Annotated in this window: 14 protein-coding genes and 2 pseudogenes; 6 read left to right on the top strand and 10 right to left on the bottom strand. The window is 71.3% G+C overall.

Features of this window, described 5'->3' with window-relative positions:
- Window positions 1–4: 4 nt before the first annotated feature.
- The 5 genes from DRB89_RS24190 to leuA all read right to left on the bottom strand — a co-directional run bounded on the left by DRB89_RS24190 (window position 5) and on the right by leuA (window position 6488).
- Window positions 5–823, bottom strand: coding sequence for an isoprenyl transferase (locus DRB89_RS24190; RefSeq protein ID WP_112450319.1), 819 nt, complete (start codon window positions 821–823; stop codon window positions 5–7).
- Window positions 824–834: 11 nt separating this feature from the next.
- The gene (recO, locus tag DRB89_RS24185; protein WP_112450318.1) at window positions 835–1581 is read right to left on the bottom strand and encodes a DNA repair protein RecO; all 747 of its coding nucleotides are present in this window, start codon (window positions 1579–1581) and stop codon (window positions 835–837) included.
- Between the two features lie 94 nt (window positions 1582–1675).
- Complete coding sequence (locus DRB89_RS24180; RefSeq protein WP_204357805.1) at window positions 1676–3187, bottom strand: nucleobase:cation symporter-2 family protein; 1512 nt, start codon at window positions 3185–3187, stop codon at window positions 1676–1678.
- Window positions 3188–3773: 586 nt separating this feature from the next.
- Window positions 3774–4469 (bottom strand): TerB family tellurite resistance protein, encoded by a 696-nt coding sequence (locus tag DRB89_RS24175; RefSeq protein ID WP_112450316.1) that lies wholly within the window; start codon window positions 4467–4469, stop codon window positions 3774–3776.
- A 255-nt stretch (window positions 4470–4724) separates the two neighbouring features.
- Window positions 4725–6488 (bottom strand): 2-isopropylmalate synthase, encoded by a 1764-nt coding sequence (leuA, locus tag DRB89_RS24170; RefSeq protein WP_112450315.1) that lies wholly within the window; start codon window positions 6486–6488, stop codon window positions 4725–4727.
- Between the two features lie 415 nt (window positions 6489–6903).
- On the opposite strand from leuA, the gene DRB89_RS24165 reads away from it, so the two are divergent.
- Genes DRB89_RS24165 through DRB89_RS24155 form a run of 3 tightly spaced genes read left to right on the top strand, consistent with a single transcriptional unit; the run spans window position 6904 to window position 9124 of the window.
- On the top strand, window positions 6904–7959 hold the full coding sequence (locus DRB89_RS24165) for a M4 family metallopeptidase (protein ID WP_112450314.1): 1056 nt from the start codon (window positions 6904–6906) through the stop codon (window positions 7957–7959).
- Window positions 7960–7969: 10 nt separating this feature from the next.
- Window positions 7970–8239 carry a protealysin inhibitor emfourin gene (locus DRB89_RS24160; RefSeq protein ID WP_112450313.1) on the top strand — a complete coding sequence of 90 codons (270 nt, stop codon included), beginning with the start codon at window positions 7970–7972 and terminating at the stop codon, window positions 8237–8239.
- Between the two features lie 27 nt (window positions 8240–8266).
- Window positions 8267–9124, top strand: coding sequence for a GNAT family N-acetyltransferase (locus DRB89_RS24155; RefSeq protein WP_112450312.1), 858 nt, complete (start codon window positions 8267–8269; stop codon window positions 9122–9124).
- A gap of 249 nt (window positions 9125–9373) precedes the next feature.
- On the opposite strand, the pseudogene DRB89_RS24150 reads toward DRB89_RS24155, so the two are convergent.
- From DRB89_RS24150 to DRB89_RS24130, 5 genes and pseudogenes are all read right to left on the bottom strand, one after another.
- A pseudogene (locus tag DRB89_RS24150) lies at window positions 9374–10567 on the bottom strand (MFS transporter); the annotation flags it as partial.
- A complete protein-coding gene (locus DRB89_RS24145; protein WP_112452098.1) occupies window positions 10564–11613 on the bottom strand; it encodes an enolase C-terminal domain-like protein in 1050 nt (349 codons plus the stop codon). The gene DRB89_RS24145 and the pseudogene DRB89_RS24150, both read right to left, overlap by 4 nt.
- The gene (locus tag DRB89_RS24140) at window positions 11610–12731 is read right to left on the bottom strand and encodes a pyridoxal-phosphate dependent enzyme (protein ID WP_112452097.1); all 1122 of its coding nucleotides are present in this window, start codon (window positions 12729–12731) and stop codon (window positions 11610–11612) included. Before DRB89_RS24140 ends, DRB89_RS24145 begins: the two co-directional genes overlap by 4 nt.
- A complete protein-coding gene (locus tag DRB89_RS24135; protein WP_112454139.1) occupies window positions 12728–13561 on the bottom strand; it encodes a DUF364 domain-containing protein in 834 nt (277 codons plus the stop codon). The genes DRB89_RS24140 and DRB89_RS24135 overlap by 4 nt, the downstream gene beginning before the upstream one ends.
- Window positions 13558–14889 carry an ATP-grasp domain-containing protein gene (locus DRB89_RS24130; RefSeq protein WP_204357900.1) on the bottom strand — a complete coding sequence of 444 codons (1332 nt, stop codon included), beginning with the start codon at window positions 14887–14889 and terminating at the stop codon, window positions 13558–13560. Before DRB89_RS24130 ends, DRB89_RS24135 begins: the two co-directional genes overlap by 4 nt.
- Before the next feature lie 168 nt (window positions 14890–15057).
- Here DRB89_RS24130 and DRB89_RS24125 point away from each other — a divergent pair, with 168 nt between their 5' ends.
- From DRB89_RS24125 to DRB89_RS24120, 3 genes and pseudogenes are all read left to right on the top strand, one after another.
- Window positions 15058–15657 (top strand): GNAT family N-acetyltransferase, encoded by a 600-nt coding sequence (locus tag DRB89_RS24125; protein ID WP_112452095.1) that lies wholly within the window; start codon window positions 15058–15060, stop codon window positions 15655–15657.
- Between the two features lie 112 nt (window positions 15658–15769).
- Window positions 15770–16288, top strand: a pseudogene (locus DRB89_RS44835) (FAD-dependent oxidoreductase); the annotation flags it as partial.
- An 18-nt stretch (window positions 16289–16306) separates the two neighbouring features.
- Window positions 16307–17335 carry a cation:proton antiporter gene (locus DRB89_RS24120; protein WP_343234713.1) on the top strand — a complete coding sequence of 343 codons (1029 nt, stop codon included), beginning with the start codon at window positions 16307–16309 and terminating at the stop codon, window positions 17333–17335.
- Window positions 17336–17416 lie beyond the last annotated feature (81 nt).

The raw sequence follows: 17416 nt of genomic DNA, 5'->3' as shown, positions 1-17416 counted from the left end.
CCGCTCAGGCGGAGCCCTCACCCTGGTTGGGGACGGCGCCGCCGAAGCGGCGGTCGCGCTGGGCGTACTCGTAGCAGGCCGCCCAGAGGTTGCGGCGGTCGAAGTCCGGCCACAGGACGTCCTGGAAGACCATCTCGGCGTACGCGCTCTGCCACAGCAGGTAGTTCGAGGTGCGCTGCTCGCCGCTCGGCCGCAGGAAGAGGTCCACGTCCGGCATGTCCGGGTAGTACATGTACTTCGCGAAGGTCTTCTCGTTGACCTTCGACGGGTCGAGCCGGCCGGCCGCCACATCGCGCGCGATCGCCTGCGCGGCGTCCGCGATCTCGGCGCGGCCGCCGTAGTTGACGCAGAAGTAGAGGGTCATCGCGTCGTTGTCGACGGTCTGCTCCTGCGCGACCTGGAGCTCCTGGACGACCGACTTCCACATCTTCGGCATGCGGCCGACCCAGCGGATGCGGATGCCCAGCTCGTTCATCTCGTCGCGCCGGCGCCGGATGACATCGCGGTTGAAGTTCATGAGGAAGCGCACCTCGTCGGGCGAGCGCTTCCAGTTCTCCGTCGAGAAGGCGTAGAGGGAGAGGTTCTTGACGCCCATCTCCAGGCAGCCCTTGAGCACGTCGAGCACGACGCCCTCGCCCACCTTGTGGCCCTCGGTGCGCGGCAGCCCGCGCTCCTTGGCCCAGCGGCCGTTGCCGTCCATGACGACCGCGACGTGGTTCGGCACGAGCTCGCCGGGGATCTTCGGCGGGCGCTCACCGGACGGGTGCGGCTCGGGAACCTTGTACTCGCGGCGAGAGCGTCCCAGAATCCCGCGTCGTGCCATGTGCCCAGCTCCTATTTCTCGACGTATCGAAGGGAGCGTAGCCCGCGCTCCAGATGCCAGTGCAAGTAGGCGGAGACCAGCCCGCTGCCCTCCCGCACGTGACGCGCCTCGCACGCGTCGGCATGTCCCCAGTCGCCCGTCAGCAGGGCGCTGAGCAGGGCGATGGCCTCCGACGAGGGTACGACGCTGCCGGGGACGCGGCAGTCGCCGCATATGACCCCGCCGGCGGCGACGGAGAAGTGCCGGTTGGGTCCGTGGATCCCGCACTTCGCGCAGTCGTCGAAGCTCGGTGCGTAGCCGTTGACGGCGAGGGAGCGCAGCAGGAAGGCGTCGAGGATGAGGTTCGGCGCGTGTTCGCCGCGCGAGAGGGTGCGCAGCGCGCCGACGAGCAGCAGGTACTGCTGCACGGCCGGCTCGCCCTCGTGGTCGGTGAACCGCTCGGCCGTCTCCAGCATCGCGGTGCCGGCGGTGTAGCGGCCGTAGTCGGTGACGATGCCGTTGCCGTACGGGGCGATGATCTGGGTCTGCGTGCAGAGCGGCAGGCTGCGGCCGATCAGTTCGTTGCTGCGGGCGAAGAACTGCACGTCGGCGTGGGAGAAGGGTTCCAGCCCGGCGCCGAACTTGGACTTCGTCCGCCGGACCCCGCGGGCGACGGCCCGGACCCGGCCGTGGCCCCGGGTCAGCAGCGTGATGATGCGGTCCGCCTCACCCAGCTTCTGGGTGCGCAGCACGATGCCGTCGTCGCGGAACAGACTCATGAGCCCATTGTCCCGTACCCCACTGACAGGACGGCCCGGAACGGCAGCGTCCCTCGCCGGGCGCGAGCCCGGCGGGGGACACCCCTTGGGAGGATCAGGCGGTCGGCGTCGGGGCGTGCTCGCCCTCGGTCGACTGGGCCGGTACGGCTGCCGGGGCACCGTCGTCCGACGCCGGGGCGTCGGCCTTCGGGGCGTCGATCTGCGGGGCGTCGGTCTGCGGGGCGTCGATCTGCGGGGCGCTGTGCGCGTCGTCCTTGCCGAGACCGTTGAAGATCAGGTTCAGGACGATCGCGGCCGTGGCACCGAGCGTCACACCGGAGTTGAGGAGCGAGGAGAGGTCCGCGTCCATGTGGTCCTTGAAGAGCACCGGGACGGTGGCGGGGAGCAGCGCGAAGGCCAGAGAGACACCCACGACCAGCGCGTTCTTCTCCTCCTTGAGGTCGACCTTGGCGAGGGTCTGGATGCCCGCCAGGGCCACCATCGCGAACATCACCGTCGCCGCGCCGCCGAGCACACCGTGCGGAACCGCGGCGACGATCGCGGCGGCCTTCGGGATCAGACCCAGCACGATCATGAAGACACCGGCGGCGACCACGACGAAGCGGCTCTTGACCTTGGTCATGCGGACCAGGCCGACGTTCTCGGCGAAGGCCACGTACGGGAAGGAGTTGAGGACGCCGCCCAGGGCGGTCGCGGCGCCGTCGGCGCGCAGGGCGCGGGCCACGGTCTCGCTGTCGATCTCCTTGCCGACGATGTCGCCGACGGCGTAGGTGTCACCGGTGGTCTCGACCATGGTGATCAGCATGACGATGAGCATCAGGACGATCGGGAACCACTCGAACTTCGGGGCTCCGTAGTAGAACGGGGTGGTGATGCCGATCCAGTCCGAGTTGCTCACGTTGCCGAACTTGGCGTCGCCGAGCAGGAAGGCGACGGCGGTGCCGCCGACCAGGCCGAGCAGGATGGAGATGCTGTTGAGGAAGGGCCTGCCGAGCTTCATCAGGACGAGGATGAAGAGCATCGTGCCGCCGGCGTAGGCGAAGTGCTTCGGGTCGCCGAAGTCGGGGCTGCCGAGGCCGCCCGCGGCGTCGTTCAGGCCGACCGGGATCAGCACGATGCCGAGGACCGTGATCACCGTGCCGGTGACGACCGGCGGGAAGAGCCGCATGATGGTGCGGAAGGCCTTGGGGGGCAGCCAGGCGAAGGCGAAGGTGGCGATGCCGGCCGTGATGACCGCGCCGTAGATGACGAGCAGACCGGCCGTCCCGCCGCCCGCCCCGAGACCGATGGCGATCATCGGGGACACCGCGGTGAAGGTGACGCCCTGGATCAGGGGCAGCCTCGCGCCGATCCTGCCGATGCCCCACGCCTGGATGATCGAGGCGATACCGCAGGTGAAGAGGTCGGCGTTGATCAGGTAGACCAGCTGCTCGGTGGAGAGCCCGAGGGCACCGCCGACGATGATCGGAACGATCACCGCACCGGCGTAGAACGCGAGTACGTGCTGGAAGCCGTACAGCGCGAGCTTGGGGAGGGGGAGCACCTCGTCGACCGGGTGCGTGCTCTGCTCTCCGTTGGCGGAAAGCGGTGCGGCGACACGTGCCATCTCTGCCTTGCCCTTCAATGAGGTAGGTAACTGAGAGGAAGCTGGTTGTCCCCGGCCGGAGTGGGTCGTTAACCCGTTGATCCGTCAGGGCTGTCAGTACGTCCACGTGCATCGAAGCCCCGCGGTGTTACCGCCGGCGTCTCGTCGTGTGACCGGAATTGAACGCCTGTGGGGCCGCTCACAGATATCGTCGACTTCCACAAAGTGTTGACGAACTGGGATGCTCGATCTGGAGGTTTCTCCAGTGGCGGACGCTCGCGCGGTCGGCTACGGCCAACGGTTCACAAAATGGCTGGTTCTCGCTGCGCGAACGCGAAGGTCCCCTGGGATGACGTGCGGGTTAATGGTTCGCCCTCGTTCGGCAGCGCAAAGAAGAAGGCACCCCTCCGGCCGTCCACATGGTGGAAACACCCCGCACGGATGGAACCGCTCCGCGGTTCAACCGGCGCGCGAAAGGCGCGAAATCGGGGGCGCGAGGCCGGATCGTTACCTCGAAATGTTCCGTTTTCGCCCGTCCCGGAGCCCGCGACGGCATGCGAAAGGGCGGCGGCGGCCGAACCGGCCGCCACCGCCCTGGACCTCTGTCCTACGGCGCCCGGACCGCCGACAGCAGCCGCGCCACCTCGTCCGCGTCGATGCGCAGCGCCGCGCCCACCGTCGCGAGGACCTCGCGCTCCGCCGGGATGTACGGGCCGTCCGCCAGCGCGACGCGCGCGCCCTGCAGCAGGATCGATTCGCGCCCGGGGGCGGCCAGGTGCGGAGCCAGCGGTTCCAGCACCTCGTGCAGCTCTATCGAGAGGGCGGCGCCGCAGCAGTCGGGGCCGTCGTAGAGCCCGAGCCGCCCCTCGTCGGTGGCCAGCCCCTCCACGAGCGACTCCAGCTGCTCCTCCGTGCAGTCCTGGAACCCCGCCGCCCGTACGGCGCCCACGGCGGCCTCCAGGGCGCTGCGCGAGGCCGTCCCGCCGGCGGCCAGCACGGCCAGCGTCACCGTGTGCACGGCGTCGCGCAGCAGCGCGGAGAAGCGGGTGGTGGTGAGGTGGTCCAGGACCTCGGTGGCGAAGCGCTCGCGGCAGCCCTGGCACTCGACGACGGGGCCCACCTGCCCGCGCGGCAGCACCGGGACCCCGAGGACCGTGAACCGGCGTCGGCCGGTGCGCCTGCGGTAGTTGCGGTCCCCACCGCAGTCGGGGCAGAAGAACTCCCCGTCCCCCACGGTGCTCCAGGTGGTGCGGATGCCCCAGACCGTCAGCTTCCGGCCGTCCCCACCCCGAACTGGCAGCACGTCGCACCTCCGTAACCTTCCGGCAACATCGCCGGGTTGGCGTGATGTTAGCCACATCGGTGAGGATGCGTCAGGCGTGTGACAAGACAACATCCGCCGGCCCCCGTACTTGGCCGATCTCCGCCCCTGCCCGCGCGGCCGTCCGGCGGGGCGCTGGTCTGCGTCTGCGGGTGCTCGCACCGGCGCGCGGGCGGGGCGGAAACGGCGCGGCCCCGCCCCTCCGGAGGGAGGGGCGGGGCCGTGTCACGGACGGGTTCAGCGGCCCGCGCGGTTGACGGCGGAGATGACCGCCTTCAGGGAGGCGCGGGTGGTGTTCGCGTCGATGCCGATGCCCCACAGGACGCGGCCGTCGATCGCGCACTCGATGTACGAGGCGGCGACGGCGGAGGCGCCCTCGCTCATCGTGTGCTCGGTGTAGTCCAGCAGGCGGGCGTCGATGCCGATGCCGGCCAGCGCGTCGAAGAAGGCCGAGATCGGGCCGTTGCCGGTGCCGTCCAGCACGGTGTCCACGCCGTCCACGACCGCTTCGACGGTCAGCGTGTCCGTGCCGTCCTTGTCGGTGGTGGTCTGGCCGGAACGCAGCTGGACTCGCCCCCACGGGTTTTCGGGGTTGGGCAGGTACTCGTCCTGGAAGACGTCCCAGATCGCCTTCGGGGTGACCTCGCCGCCCTCGGAGTCGGTCTTGGCCTGGATGATCCGCGAGAACTCGATCTGCATGCGGCGCGGCAGGTCCAGCTTGTGGTCGTTCTTCAGGACGTACGCGATGCCGCCCTTGCCGGACTGCGAGTTGACCCGGATGACCGCCTCGTAGGAGCGGCCGACGTCCTTGGGGTCGATGGGCAGGTACGGGACCGCCCACTCGATGTCGTCGACGGTGACGCCCTTGGCGGCCGCATCGGCCTCCATGGCGTCGAAGCCCTTCTTGATGGCGTCCTGGTGGGAGCCGGAGAAGGCGGTGTAGACCAGGTCGCCCGCGTAGGGGTGGCGCGGGTGGACCTCCATCTGGTTGCAGTACTCGCTGGTGCGGCGGATCTCGTCGATCTGGGAGAAGTCGATCTGCGGGTCGATGCCCTGCGAGAACAGGTTCATGCCCAGCGTGATCAGGTCCACGTTGCCGGTGCGCTCGCCCTGGCCGAACAGGCAGCCCTCGATGCGGTCGGCGCCGGCCATCAGGGCCAGCTCGGCGGCGGCGACGGCGGTGCCGCGGTCGTTGTGCGGGTGCACGGAGATGCAGATGTGCTGGCGGCGGGTCAGGTTGCGGGCCATCCACTCGAAGCGGTCCGCGTGCGTGGAGGGCGTCGAGCGCTCCACCGTGGCGGGCAGGTTCAGGATGATCTCGCGGCCCGCGGACGGCTGCCACACGTCGCAGACGGCCTCGCAGACCTCCAGGGCGAAGTCCAGCTCGGTGTCGGTGAAGATCTCCGGGCTGTACTGGTAGCCGAAGGTGGTCTCCGGGCCCAGCAGCTTGTCGGCGTACTCCATGACCAGGCGGGTGCCGTCGACGGCGATCTGCTTGATCTGCTCCTTGGAGCCGCGGAAGACGACCCGGCGGAAGGTCGGCGCGGTCGCGTTGTACAGGTGCACGGTGGCGCGCTTGGCGCCGACCAGCGACTCCACGGTCCGCTCGATCAGGTCCTCGCGGGCCTGGGTCAGTACGGAGATGGTCACGTCGTCCGGGATCGCGCCCTCTTCGATGATCGAGCGCACGAAGGCGAAGTCGGTCTCACCGGAGGACGGGAAGCCGACCTCGATCTCCTTGTAGCCCATGCGCACCAGCAGGTCGAACATCTCGCGCTTGCGGGCGGGGGTCATCGGGTCGATCAGCGACTGGTTGCCGTCGCGCAGGTCCGTGGACAGCCAGCGGGGCGCCTTGGTGACGCGGGCCTCGGGCCAGGTGCGGTCGGGGATGTCCACCTGCTCGTACGAGCCGTACTTGTGGATCGGCATCCCGGAGGGCTGCTGGCTGTGGGTCGCGTTCGTGATGGGCGTGGGGCGACCGACAAAAGTGTGCTGGCTCATGGCGTAGGGCTCCTCGCGTGTCCGCGTGTAGTTCGCTGGGACGGCCGACGGACGGGTCGTAAATCCGCAACACCAAACTCCGCGGGGAGGGGGTCGGCCTACGACTACAGGCCCTCGCCGCGGCAGCTAAGGAGAAGCAGCCCGATACGCATGATGGGCCGAGCCTAACCGAGCCGCGCCGTATGCGGGGACCTGTTTCAGTATGCAAGACCCGCCAGTCCGTTTTGTACCCTTTGTGAGCTACGCCTCCTTCGTCCGGCCCAGCTCGGGACGATCCGCCAACCCCGCCCACCCCCCGTCCGTGCGATCGGGCGAGGGCCGCGGGCGTCGACCCGGCGCCGGGCGGTCCACACAACCGAATGAATCATGGTCGCTGCTAGTGACAACGAAGTGACCGAGTGCCACATTGCCGGGCATGGATGCCTACTCCGCCCCACGCCGCCCCGTCTTCTGCACCGTGGTGCCGCCGCACCTCCTGGACAAGATCGCCCGGTCCGAGGACGCCGCCCGCGCCGCCGCCGCCCGGCACACCCTCGAGCTCGACGCCGCCCACCGGGTGCGGCGCCTGATGTCGGTCCTCCCCACACCGGGGGACGCGACCCCCGACACCCCCGAGCGGACCATCCACGACGCGCAGCACCAGACCCGGCTGCCCGGCAAGAAGGTCCGCGGCGAGGGCGGGGACGCGAGCAAGGACGCCAGCGTCAACCGCGCCTACGCCGGGCTCGGGGCCACCTTCGAGCTGTACCTGAAGGCCTTCGGCCGCCACTCGATCGATGACGCCGGCCTGCCGCTGAACGCCAGCGTCCACTACGACCGGCTGTACAACAACGCCTTCTGGGACGGCAGCCGGATGGTCTTCGGCGACGGGGACGGGGACCTCTTCCTCGACTTCACCGTCTCCGTGGACGTCATCGGGCACGAGCTGACGCACGGGGTCACGCAGTACACCGCCGACCTCGAGTACTACGGCCAGTCCGGCGCGCTCAACGAGTCCATGTCGGACGTCTTCGGCTCCCTCATCAAGCAGTACTCGCTGGACCAGACGGCCGGGGATGCCGACTGGCTGATCGGCGCCGGCCTGCTCGGGCCGTCCGTCGACAGCGGCTCCGCCCTGCGCTCGATGAAGGCGCCCGGAACGGCGTACGAGGACGACGAGCTCGGCAAGGACCCGCAGCCCGCGACGATGGACGGCTACGTCCGCACCTCCCGCGACAACGGCGGGGTGCACATCAACTCCGGCATCCCCAACCACGCCTTCTACATCGTGGCGTCCGAGCTCGGGGGCAAGGCCTGGGAGCGGGCCGGGCAGATCTGGTACGACACCCTGACCGGCGGGGAGCTCGGCCCGAAGGCGGACTTCGCGCGGTTCGCCGCCCTGACGGTCGCCTCGGCCGTGACCCGGTACGGAGAGGGCGGCCCGGAACACCAGGCGCTGCAGAAGGCGTGGTCGGCGGTCGGACTGGGGTAGGAGGCCGGACATGCGGATTCAGGTGGTGCGGACGGGCGGCTTCGCGGGGATCGAGCGGCGGGCCGAGGTGGACACCTCGGGCCTGCCCGACGAGGCCGAGTGGCAGGACCTGGCCCGGCTCGCGCTGCGGCCCGGTCCGCCGGGAGATCCTGCGGACCGGATCCGGGACGGGTTCTCGTACCGGATCACGGTGGACGGCCGGACGGTGGACTGCCGGGACCCGAACCTTTCGGAGCCGCAGCGGGAGCTGATCTCACGCGTCCTGAAAGAAGGTGCCTGAGCGCTCCCCGGTTGATTGGATGGCCGGATGACCTCGGCTTCCGCCCCTTCCGACGCCTCCGCCGCTGCCGACGCCTCCGACCCGCTGCCCGGGCTGGAGCGCTACTACGACGCCGCGCCCCGGGCGGGCGGTGCGCGGGCGGAGGACTTCGGCCCGCTGACCCTCTTCGTCCAGGAGGGCACGGGCTGGCCGTACTATGCGCGGCCCGCGCTCGGCGCCGCTTCGGCCGCCGGCGTCTCGGCGGCCGACGTGGAGCGGGTACTGGCCCGCCAGCGCGAGCTGAACGTCCCCGAGTCCATCGAGTGGGTGGCCGAAACCACCCCCTCGCTGCGGGCCGCGGCACAAGCCGCCGGACTGCAGGTCCACGCACACCCGCTGATGGTGCTCGACCCCTCGGCGGTACGGCTGCCCGCGCATCCGGACGTACGGGTGCTCGGCGCGGCCGACCCGCTGCTGCGCGCGGCGGTGACGGTCCCGATGCTGGCCTTCGCCGCACCCGGCACGGCGGTGGGCGAGGCGGGCCCGGCGGAGCTCGCGGTGGCGGAGCGGGACCCGGCCTCGGAAGGCCGCCGGGTCCGGGTCGCCGGGATGATCGCGTCGGGCCGCACCGCCCTGGCGGCCGCGGCGCGCGACGGCTTGGTGCTCTGCTCCGGCCAGTACATCCCGGTCGGCGACGTCGCGGAGGTCGTCGGCGTCGGCACCCTCCCCTCGGCCCGCCGCCAGGGCCTGGCCCTGGGAGTGACGGCGGCCCTGGTCGCGGACGCCCTGGCCCGCGGAGCCCGCACCGTCTTCCTCTCGGCCGGCGACGAGGACGTGGCCCGCGTCTACGCCCGCCTCGGCTTCCGCCCCGTGGGCACCGCCCTGATCGCGGACCGCCCCTTGTGAGCCGTCCGCGGCGGCGGTCCGGCGCGGCGGCGGCGCGGCCTTTGCTCGTTGAGCATCGTGCTCTGCCGGGAGCAGCGCTGCTGCAGGAGGCTGATGGTGGCGACGTCGCCCAGGGGCTGGGCGACGCGCCGGGCTGCAGGTTCGAAGGGCCCGGGCCCGGTGCGGAACTGCCTCAGCGATCCGACGACCTCGTCCCGCAGGCGCCTCGGCAGGGTCTGGACCCCCGAGTACCCGCTGCGGGGGGGCTCTGCGGTGCAGCGCGGCGAGCGCGATCGCGGACGACAGGCCCAGGCAGAGGCAGAAGGCCCACGGCAGCCAGGCGAGACTGCTGTTCCCGCCGAGGTCCATGGCCCAGCCGACGGCCATGTTTCCGATGGCGGCTGCGAAGCCGGAGACCACGTAGAACAGGCCGTAGTACGTGCCGGTGAGGCCGTCTCGGCCGAAGGCCGGTATCAACTCCATGACGAACGGCTGGGCGATCATCACGCCGAGGTGGAGCAGCAGGGCACCGGCGAGTACGGGCAGCAGGCGCGCCGGGTGCGTGCCGGAGGCGCTCGCGACGAGCATGGGCGGGACGAAGCCGAGCCCCATGACGGCCAGTCCGGTGGCGATCCAGCGGGCGCGGCTCCCCCGGGACTTCAGCCGCCGGGTGATGCGCAGCTGGAAGAGCAGGTTAACGACGGTACCGGCGAGGAAGAGCAGGCCGATGGAGCCGTCCCAGCCCGTGGCCTGGTGTGCGGCATGGGGCAGCAGCAGGTAGAGCTGGTTCTCCATCCCGTACATGCCGACCATGGCCAGCGCGAAGGCGAGGAACCTGCGGTTGCCGAAGACCTCCCGCCAGTCACCGGCCACGGTCCCGGACGGGCTGGGGACGGAACGGGCGGGCAACACCATGGTCTGGGCGAGGGTGAGCAGCGCGAAGATGGCCGCTGCGGTGAGCGCCGCCGCCTTGAAGTCCACGAGCAGCAGCAGGGTGCCGAGGAGGGGCCCGAGCAGCGCTCCCGTGGTGGCGAACACGTTGAACAGCGCGAACGCCTCCGCCTTGCGGTCGTTCGACTCCTGGGCGATGTACGTGCGCACGGCCGGGTTGAAGAGGGCCCCGGCGAGCCCGCTGAGTATGGAGGCGGCCAGCAGCACGGGAAGCCCGTCGCCGAGCGCGAACAGGGCGAATCCGAGCGTGCGCAGCGCACATCCCGCGATGATCACACCGCGGGCGCCGAGCCGGTCGGCGGCCGATCCGCCGATCAGGAACATTCCTTGCTGGCTGAGGTTGCGCAGGCCCAGGACCATGCCGACGACGGCCGCCGACATGCCGAGGTCGTCGGTGAGGTGGGTGGCGAGGTACGGGATGAGCAGGTAGAAGCCGGTGTTGACGCCGAGCTGGTTGACCAGGAGGAGGCGCACGGCGAGCGGAAAGCTCCGTGCGGCGGCGAGGGTTCTCACCGTCCTGCCTCCCCGTCGGCGCGTCTGACGCCGAGACCGGAGCGACTCGCGGCCCGTACGGTGCCGTCCGCACCGCCGATTCCGGTCCAGGGGTCGTCGGCGAGCAGCAGGTGCCCGTCGAGGTCCACCCAGCGGGCCCGGTCGGCGATGTGGACGGCGGGCGCTATGCCCAGCGAGCTGGCGGTGAGGCAGCCGAGCATCAGATCGGTGCCGCTGCCGCGCAGGGCCTCGTGGATGCGCAGCGCAGCCCGTACCCCGCCACACTTGGCCAGTTTGACGTTCACGCCGTGGACCCGTCCGGCCAGCGCGACGGCGTCCTCGTAGGAGACCGCGTCCTCGTCGGCGATGACGGGGACCGGGGACTCCTTCGCCACGCGGGCGAGGGCGTCGGGGCGGCCGGGTGCGATCGGCTGTTCCACGGCGGTGACGCCGAGGGCGGCGAAGCGCGGCAGCAGGGCGAGGGCCTGGTGTTCGCTCCAGGCGCCGTTGGGGTCGAGCAGGAGACTCGCCCCGGGGACCGCGCAGTGGACGGCGGCCACGCGGTGGAGGTCCCGAGCCGGGTCGGGGTGTCCCGCCTTGACCTTGAGGACGGTGAATCCGGCGGCGGCGAGGCGGGTGGCCTGCGCGGCGGCGGCCTCGGGCGCGATGATGCCGATCGTACGGGCGGTCGCCGCGGCGGGAGCTTCGTGCGTGCCGAGCAGCTGATGGACGGGCCGGTCGGCCCTCTTGCCGACCAGGTCGAGCAGGGCCGCCTCGATCGCCGCCAGAACGCCGGCAGGAAGGCCCGGCGGGCTCCCGGCGTCGTACTCATCCCATGCGGTCTCGGGGTCGGGGAGGCGTTCGATGCCCGGGCGGGCGGCGACCAGGTGCTCGATGATCCGGGTCGTGGGCAGGCCCAGGTAGTCGCTGCTGACGGCCTCGCCCCAGCCGCGCAGCCCGCCGTGTTCGACGGTGACCCAGACGGCGTCGCGGCGGGCCATCACCGATCGGGAGATGCGCAGCGGCTCGGCCAGCTCCAGTTCCGTGGTGCTCCAGCTGAGCTTCATGCCGGACCTCCTTGCACGGGCGCGGGTACGACGGGACGGCCGGCCGCCACCGGGTCGACGACGGTGCGGCAGCGGACCCAGCCGGTCGCCTCGGTCGCCCACGGGTGCGGGATCTCCAGGGGGCGGTCGGCGAGTTCGGCTCGGTCCAGGCCGTGGGCGTGGCAGAAGTCGTCGTCGTAGACGGTCCCCAGGTAGCGGTGCGGCCCGTCCGGGAAGACCGTCGCGACGACGGCGCCCGGTTCCACCCGGGCCGCCCAGGCGGAGACGAGGGCGACGGCTCCGGTGCTCCAGCCGCCGCTGACGAAGCTGGTACGGGCGAGCCTGCGGCAGGCGTCGACCGCTTCGGCCGGGCCGACCCAGTGGACCTCGTCGAAGGCGTGGTGGGCGACGTTGCGGGGGTGGATGCTGCTGCCGAGTCCGCGCATCAGACGGGGCCGGGCGGGCTGGCCGAAGATCGCCGAGCCCACGGAGTCGACGCCGATCACCTTGAGCCGCGGCCAGCGCCGGCGCAGCGCACCGACCAGTCCGGAGCTGTGGCCGCCGGTGCCGACACTGCACACCAGGACGTCCAAGTGGTCCAGTTGGCCGCACAGTTCGGCGGCCATCGACAGGTACCCGGCCGGGTTGTCGGGGTTGTTGTACTGGTCCGGCCAGTAGGCCTCCGGCATCCTCGCCAGGACCTCGCGGAGCCGGGCGATCCTGGCGGCCTGCCAGCCGCCCTCGGGGGCGGGCCGGTCGACGAGCTCCAGCTGGGCACCGTAGGTGCGCAGCAACTGGCGCATCGAGGGCTCCAGTTCGGCGTCACCGACGAGGACAACAGGATGACCGAGGGCCTGCCCGGCGAAGGCCAGGCCGATACCCAGCGTGCCGGAGGTCGACTCGACCACGGGGGCGCCGGGGAGCAGCTCCCCACGCCGACGGGCACCGCGCAGCATGGAGACGGCCGCGCGTGCCTTCATCCCACCGGCGCTCAGACATTCGAGTTTGGCCCAGAAACCGGGGTGGGGGTAAGGGAGTTCCGTGCGGACCCGGGCGAGCGGGGTGCGGCCGATGAGGTGGAGCAGGTCGGGGTTGGCGACACCTGGGGCCGGCCGGTGCAGCAGGGGCGCGGTGGTCACCGGGTGCCTCCGTAGCGGTGGATGACACCGGGACCGCCGTCGAGCCAGAAGAACGGGTAGGGCTCGGCCGACACGGCGCTCACCCCGGCGCCGAGGAAGCGCGGCAGGATGGCACTCCCGGTCTGCGCGAACATGACGAGGGGCTTGCCGGTCGCGATGGCGTGGTCGAGCAGCGGCTGGAAGGTGCCGTTCCCGAGCGTCATGCCGGAGGCGAGGATCGCGTCGCAGCGCTCCAGCTCCGCGAGGGCGTCCGTGCGGACGGGCTCGCCCCACTCGGTGGTTCCACCCTTGAGGTCGCAAGGGATGTAGCCGGTGCCGCGCTCACGCAGCTGTTCCAGCAGGGAGTTGACGACGCCGATGACGAGAACCTTCCCGACCCGGGTCGAGGGGAGGAGGTCGACGACCGCGCGGGCCCGGGCTCGGGAGCGGTGCAGGGAGCTTCCGGCGGGCAGCGGGTAGGGGCGGGCGCCGTGGTCGGGGGTGTGCGGGCGTACTCGCATGAGGTAGGCGTCGAGCGCGGCGATCCGTACGGGGAGGAGCGGGTGGTCGAGGAGTTCGGCCACGGTGGTGCCGACGCAGTCGTCGAGTGCCTCTGCGGGCAGCGCGCCGGGCTCCACGGCGCAGGATCCGACGGCCCCGGCCAGGCGCAGGCTGAGGACTTCATTGCGGTAGCCGCCGGCGCGGCCTTCGTGGCGTACCGCCTGGGCGGTGGTGAAGGCGAGCGCGATGCGCTCCTGGGCCGGGTCGGGGCCGTAGCCGCCGGTGCGGACGTGTTCGATGAGCTGGTCCAGCGTGCGGACGGCGGGCTCGCGCAGGGTGGGAGCGGTCATGCGGGCACCGCCGACGGCAGCTCGGCCGGACACTCTTCAGCCGGACGCTCTTGAGCCGGACACTCTTGAGCCGGACACTCTTGATACCTGGGGCGCAGGCGGGAGAGCAGCCGCTCGGCCGTCTCGCGGGCGCCGCCGCCCTGGGTGTCGGCGGTCATGATGTGGCCGAGGTACTCGTTGTTGCTGGTCACGGCGCGCACCGTGCGGCCCGGCTCGGCGAGGGTGAGCTCCAGGACCTCGGGCTCCTCGCGTAGGCCGTCGGCGCCGTCGATGGCGGTGAGAGTTCCGGTGGTGTCGGGGAGCAGGAAGACGATGGCGGCGCTGCGCACGCCGGTGACTCGGGCCGTGAGGTCGGGGGTCCGGCCGAGGGCCACGTCCACACACGCGGCGGCCAGGTCGACACCCGTGACATGGCGGACCAGCTCGGTGATCCGGTTGCCGGCCGGGCGGGGGTTCACCTCGACCACCCGGGGCCCTTGGGGGGTCAGTTTGATCTCGGTGTGGCAGACCATGTGGTCCAGCCCAAGGCCCTTGATCGCCGCCACTGCGGTGTCGACGGCCTCCCGCTCCAGCGCCGGCGAGATCCCCGCCGGGAACATGTGGCCGGTTTCGATGAAGGCCGGGGCCCCGCCCACGCTTTTGTCCGTGACCCCGACCACGTGCGTGGCGCCGCCGAACGAGACGGTCTCGACACTGACTTCGGGGCCGGTGAGGAGTTCTTCGAGGAGGAAGACGGGGCTACGATCCTGGCCCCGCGCGTTGACGGGGAACTCGGCCAGCGCCCGGCAGGCCGCCTCCAGTTCCCCCTCGTCGCGGACCTCGCGAACCAGCATCCCAGCGCACAGGTCGACAGGCTTGACGACCAGCGGATACCCGATCTCCCTGGCGGCTGTCAGCGCGTGCGCCACATCACCGCAGACCGCGAAGCGGGGGCCGGGCACCGCGGCCTCGGCCAGCACCCGGCGGGTCAGGTCCTTGCGGCAGGCCGCCTCGACCGATTCGGCGGCGGGGCCGGGCAAGCCCAGTCGCTCGGCCGTGCGCGCCACCGCCGGCAGGTAGTAGTCGCAGGAGGAGACGACCCCGTCGAAGCCCAGCACGGCGTGCAGCCGCTCCAGGTACGGCAGCAGTGCGTTCATGTCGTTGGTGTCCGCGGTGATGATGTTGCGCGCCGCCAGCAGCGGGTGCGGGCCGTCGGCTCCGGCGCCCCGCAGGTAGTGGTGCAGGTCCCGGGTGACGAAGGTGAACTCGTGTCCGCCTTCGCGGATCGCCCTGGGCAGCAGCCTGCTCATCGACCCCACCCAGCTCTCGATAACCAGCAGATGTCCCACGGGACTCCCTCTCAGACCGCCATGACAGCTCTCGGGCATACCTGCGGCGCGGACCGCCCGACAGGAGGCATCCGCACCGAACCGAGGTGAAGCTATCCGAAATAGTTTTCATTTCCAATAGGGCGGTACTCCGGGTAGCCTGCTGCTCCGGAAGCCGGAGGTGGAGTGATGGGGAATCTGATGCAGGATCAAGAACTCGGCCCGTACGTGGTGAGGCACGCCAGGGCGCAGGACGTGCCCGGCGCGCGCAGCGTCATGCTCGACACCTTCTACGGGGAGTTCGACTACGGGTACGTGCCCCGATGGCACTCCGACGTCGTCGACATCGACGGCACGTACCTCGAAGACCCGCGCCACACCCTCGTCGTGGCAGTACGGGACGGTGAGGTCGTGGGCACCACCGCGCTGCACTCCCGGGGCCCCGCCCACCCGCCGCACCCGCGATGGCTCGCCGAGCGCTACCCGTCAGGACGTACCGCGCAACTCCTCCGCGTGTACGTGCGCCCTGACCACCGCCGGCACGGACTGGCCCGCGCCATGGTCCGGACGGCCTGCGAGTTCGCCGCCGCTGTCCCCGGCTACGAGAGCATCTACCTGCACACGAATGTGGACATCCCCGGCGCGGAGGCGTTCTGGCGCAGCCTCGCCACCGAGGTCTGCGACGCCCGCACGACGGGCGAGCACGGCGGCTTCGGGACGGTCCACTTCGAAATCCTCATCCCGGCCACCACTTACGCACTCGGCGTTCCTGCGGCGGTGCGCACCTGAGCCCCTCGTCGCCCACCCGGGGCAGATCCGGAGTGTGGCCGGCCAGCCGCGCCGAGTTCACGACGACCGCGATGCCGCTGGCATGACACAGCGGGCCGCGAGGAACGAGTGCATCCACCCGCCAACATGGCGAGCAGGCGCGCAGGATGAGCAGGGTCGCGGCGCCGGATACACCGCCGCCCTGTACACCGCCCGCGCCAACCTTGCGCCGCTCGTCTCGGTGGCGCGATCTTCGTCGGCGGCTCACTGACGACGACCACCGAGGTCGAGAGCTTCCCCGGCTTCCCCCAGGGCATCGACGGCCCGGTCCTCATGGAGAGCATGCGGGCCCAGGCCGAACAATCGACGCCGAGATGATCGACAACGACATCTCTCCGTCGCCCTGACCGGCGACATCAAGACCGTCACCGACTCCGAGGGCACCGTCCACCGCGCGACGACGGCGATCATCGCGACCGGCTCCGGCTGCCGCAAACTGGGCCTGCCCAAGGAGGAAGAGCTCTCCGGCTGCGGCGTCTCCTGGTGCGCCACCTGCGACGGGGCCTTCTTCCGCGACCGCGATATCGTCGTGGCTGGCGGCGGCGACACCGCCCGTTTTGCGGTCACCGCGCTCGGCCGGCGCCTCGCACTGCCGCCCAGGATCCAGGTCATGGTGCAGGCCGAGAGCCTGTTCAACGACGCCACCTCCCTCGTCCTCTTCCGGGTCGCGGTGAGCGTCGCGGTCGCGTCCTCCACGGTCTCGTGGGGAAGCGCGGGCGGCGAGTTCGCCCTGCTCGCGGGAGGAGGCACTCTGATCGGGGCCGCGGTCGCCGGCGTCGTGGTGCTGATCCGGCGCCGCACCCAGGACCCGGTACTGGAAACCGCGATCGCGCTCGTCACCCCGTACGCCGCCTACGTCCTGGCCGAGACGGCCCACACCTCCGGCGTCACCTCCGTGGTCGTGGCGGGCGTCGTGATGGGCGGCAGCGGCGACCGCCTCACCAGCGCCCGCATCCGCCTCCAACTGCACGCCGTCTACGGCACCGTGGTGTTCCTCCTCGAAAGCGTCGTGTTCAGCCTGATCGGGCTCTCCCTGCCGGGCCTCATCCGCGAGCTGGGCGACGAGAACCGGCTCTGGCCGCTCTACGCACTCGCCCTGGCCGGCACGCTCATCGCCGTACGCGCGCTGTGGGTCTTCCCCCTGTCGGCCCTGTTCCAGCGGAAGGCCACACGGGACAGGACCGACTGGCGGGTGCCCGCCGTCCTGTCGTGGGCGGGCACCCGGGGTGTCATGCCGCTGGCAGCGGCCCTGTCCATCCCCGTAGCCGCCGCCGACGGCACTGCCCTGGCCCAGCGCCCGCTGGTCCTGGTGCTGACCTCGGTGCTGACCTCCTCCGTCGTGGTCGTCACCCTCGTCGTCCAGGGCTTCACCCTCGCCCCGGTCGTACGCCGCTCCGGGATAGCCCTCGAACCGGACCACACCGAACGCGAGGAGACCGGCGCGCGGCTGAGCCTCGCCGAAGCGGGACTGCGCCGCCTGGACGAACCTCCGGACTCGAAGCCGCGCCCGAGGCGGTCCTCGACCGCCTCCGCCGCGCCCTGCACGCCCGCCGCGACCACGCCCAGGACCGGCTCGGCGACGACGAGGGACCGTACGAGTCCGCCGACCAGGTCTACCGCCAGCTGCGCAGCGACCTGATCGACAAGGAGGCCGCCGAACTCCAGCGCCTCTACGACGACCACCGCATCAGCGACACCACCCGCCGCCGGCTCCAGCCCT

It is taken from the genome of Streptomyces sp. ICC4 (genome assembly GCF_003287915.1).
In the GTDB taxonomy this organism is placed as follows: domain Bacteria; phylum Actinomycetota; class Actinomycetes; order Streptomycetales; family Streptomycetaceae; genus Streptomyces; species Streptomyces tritrimontium.
The sequence above is the reverse complement of the archived record's forward strand: the minus strand, read 5'-3'. Positions and strand labels throughout refer to the sequence as shown.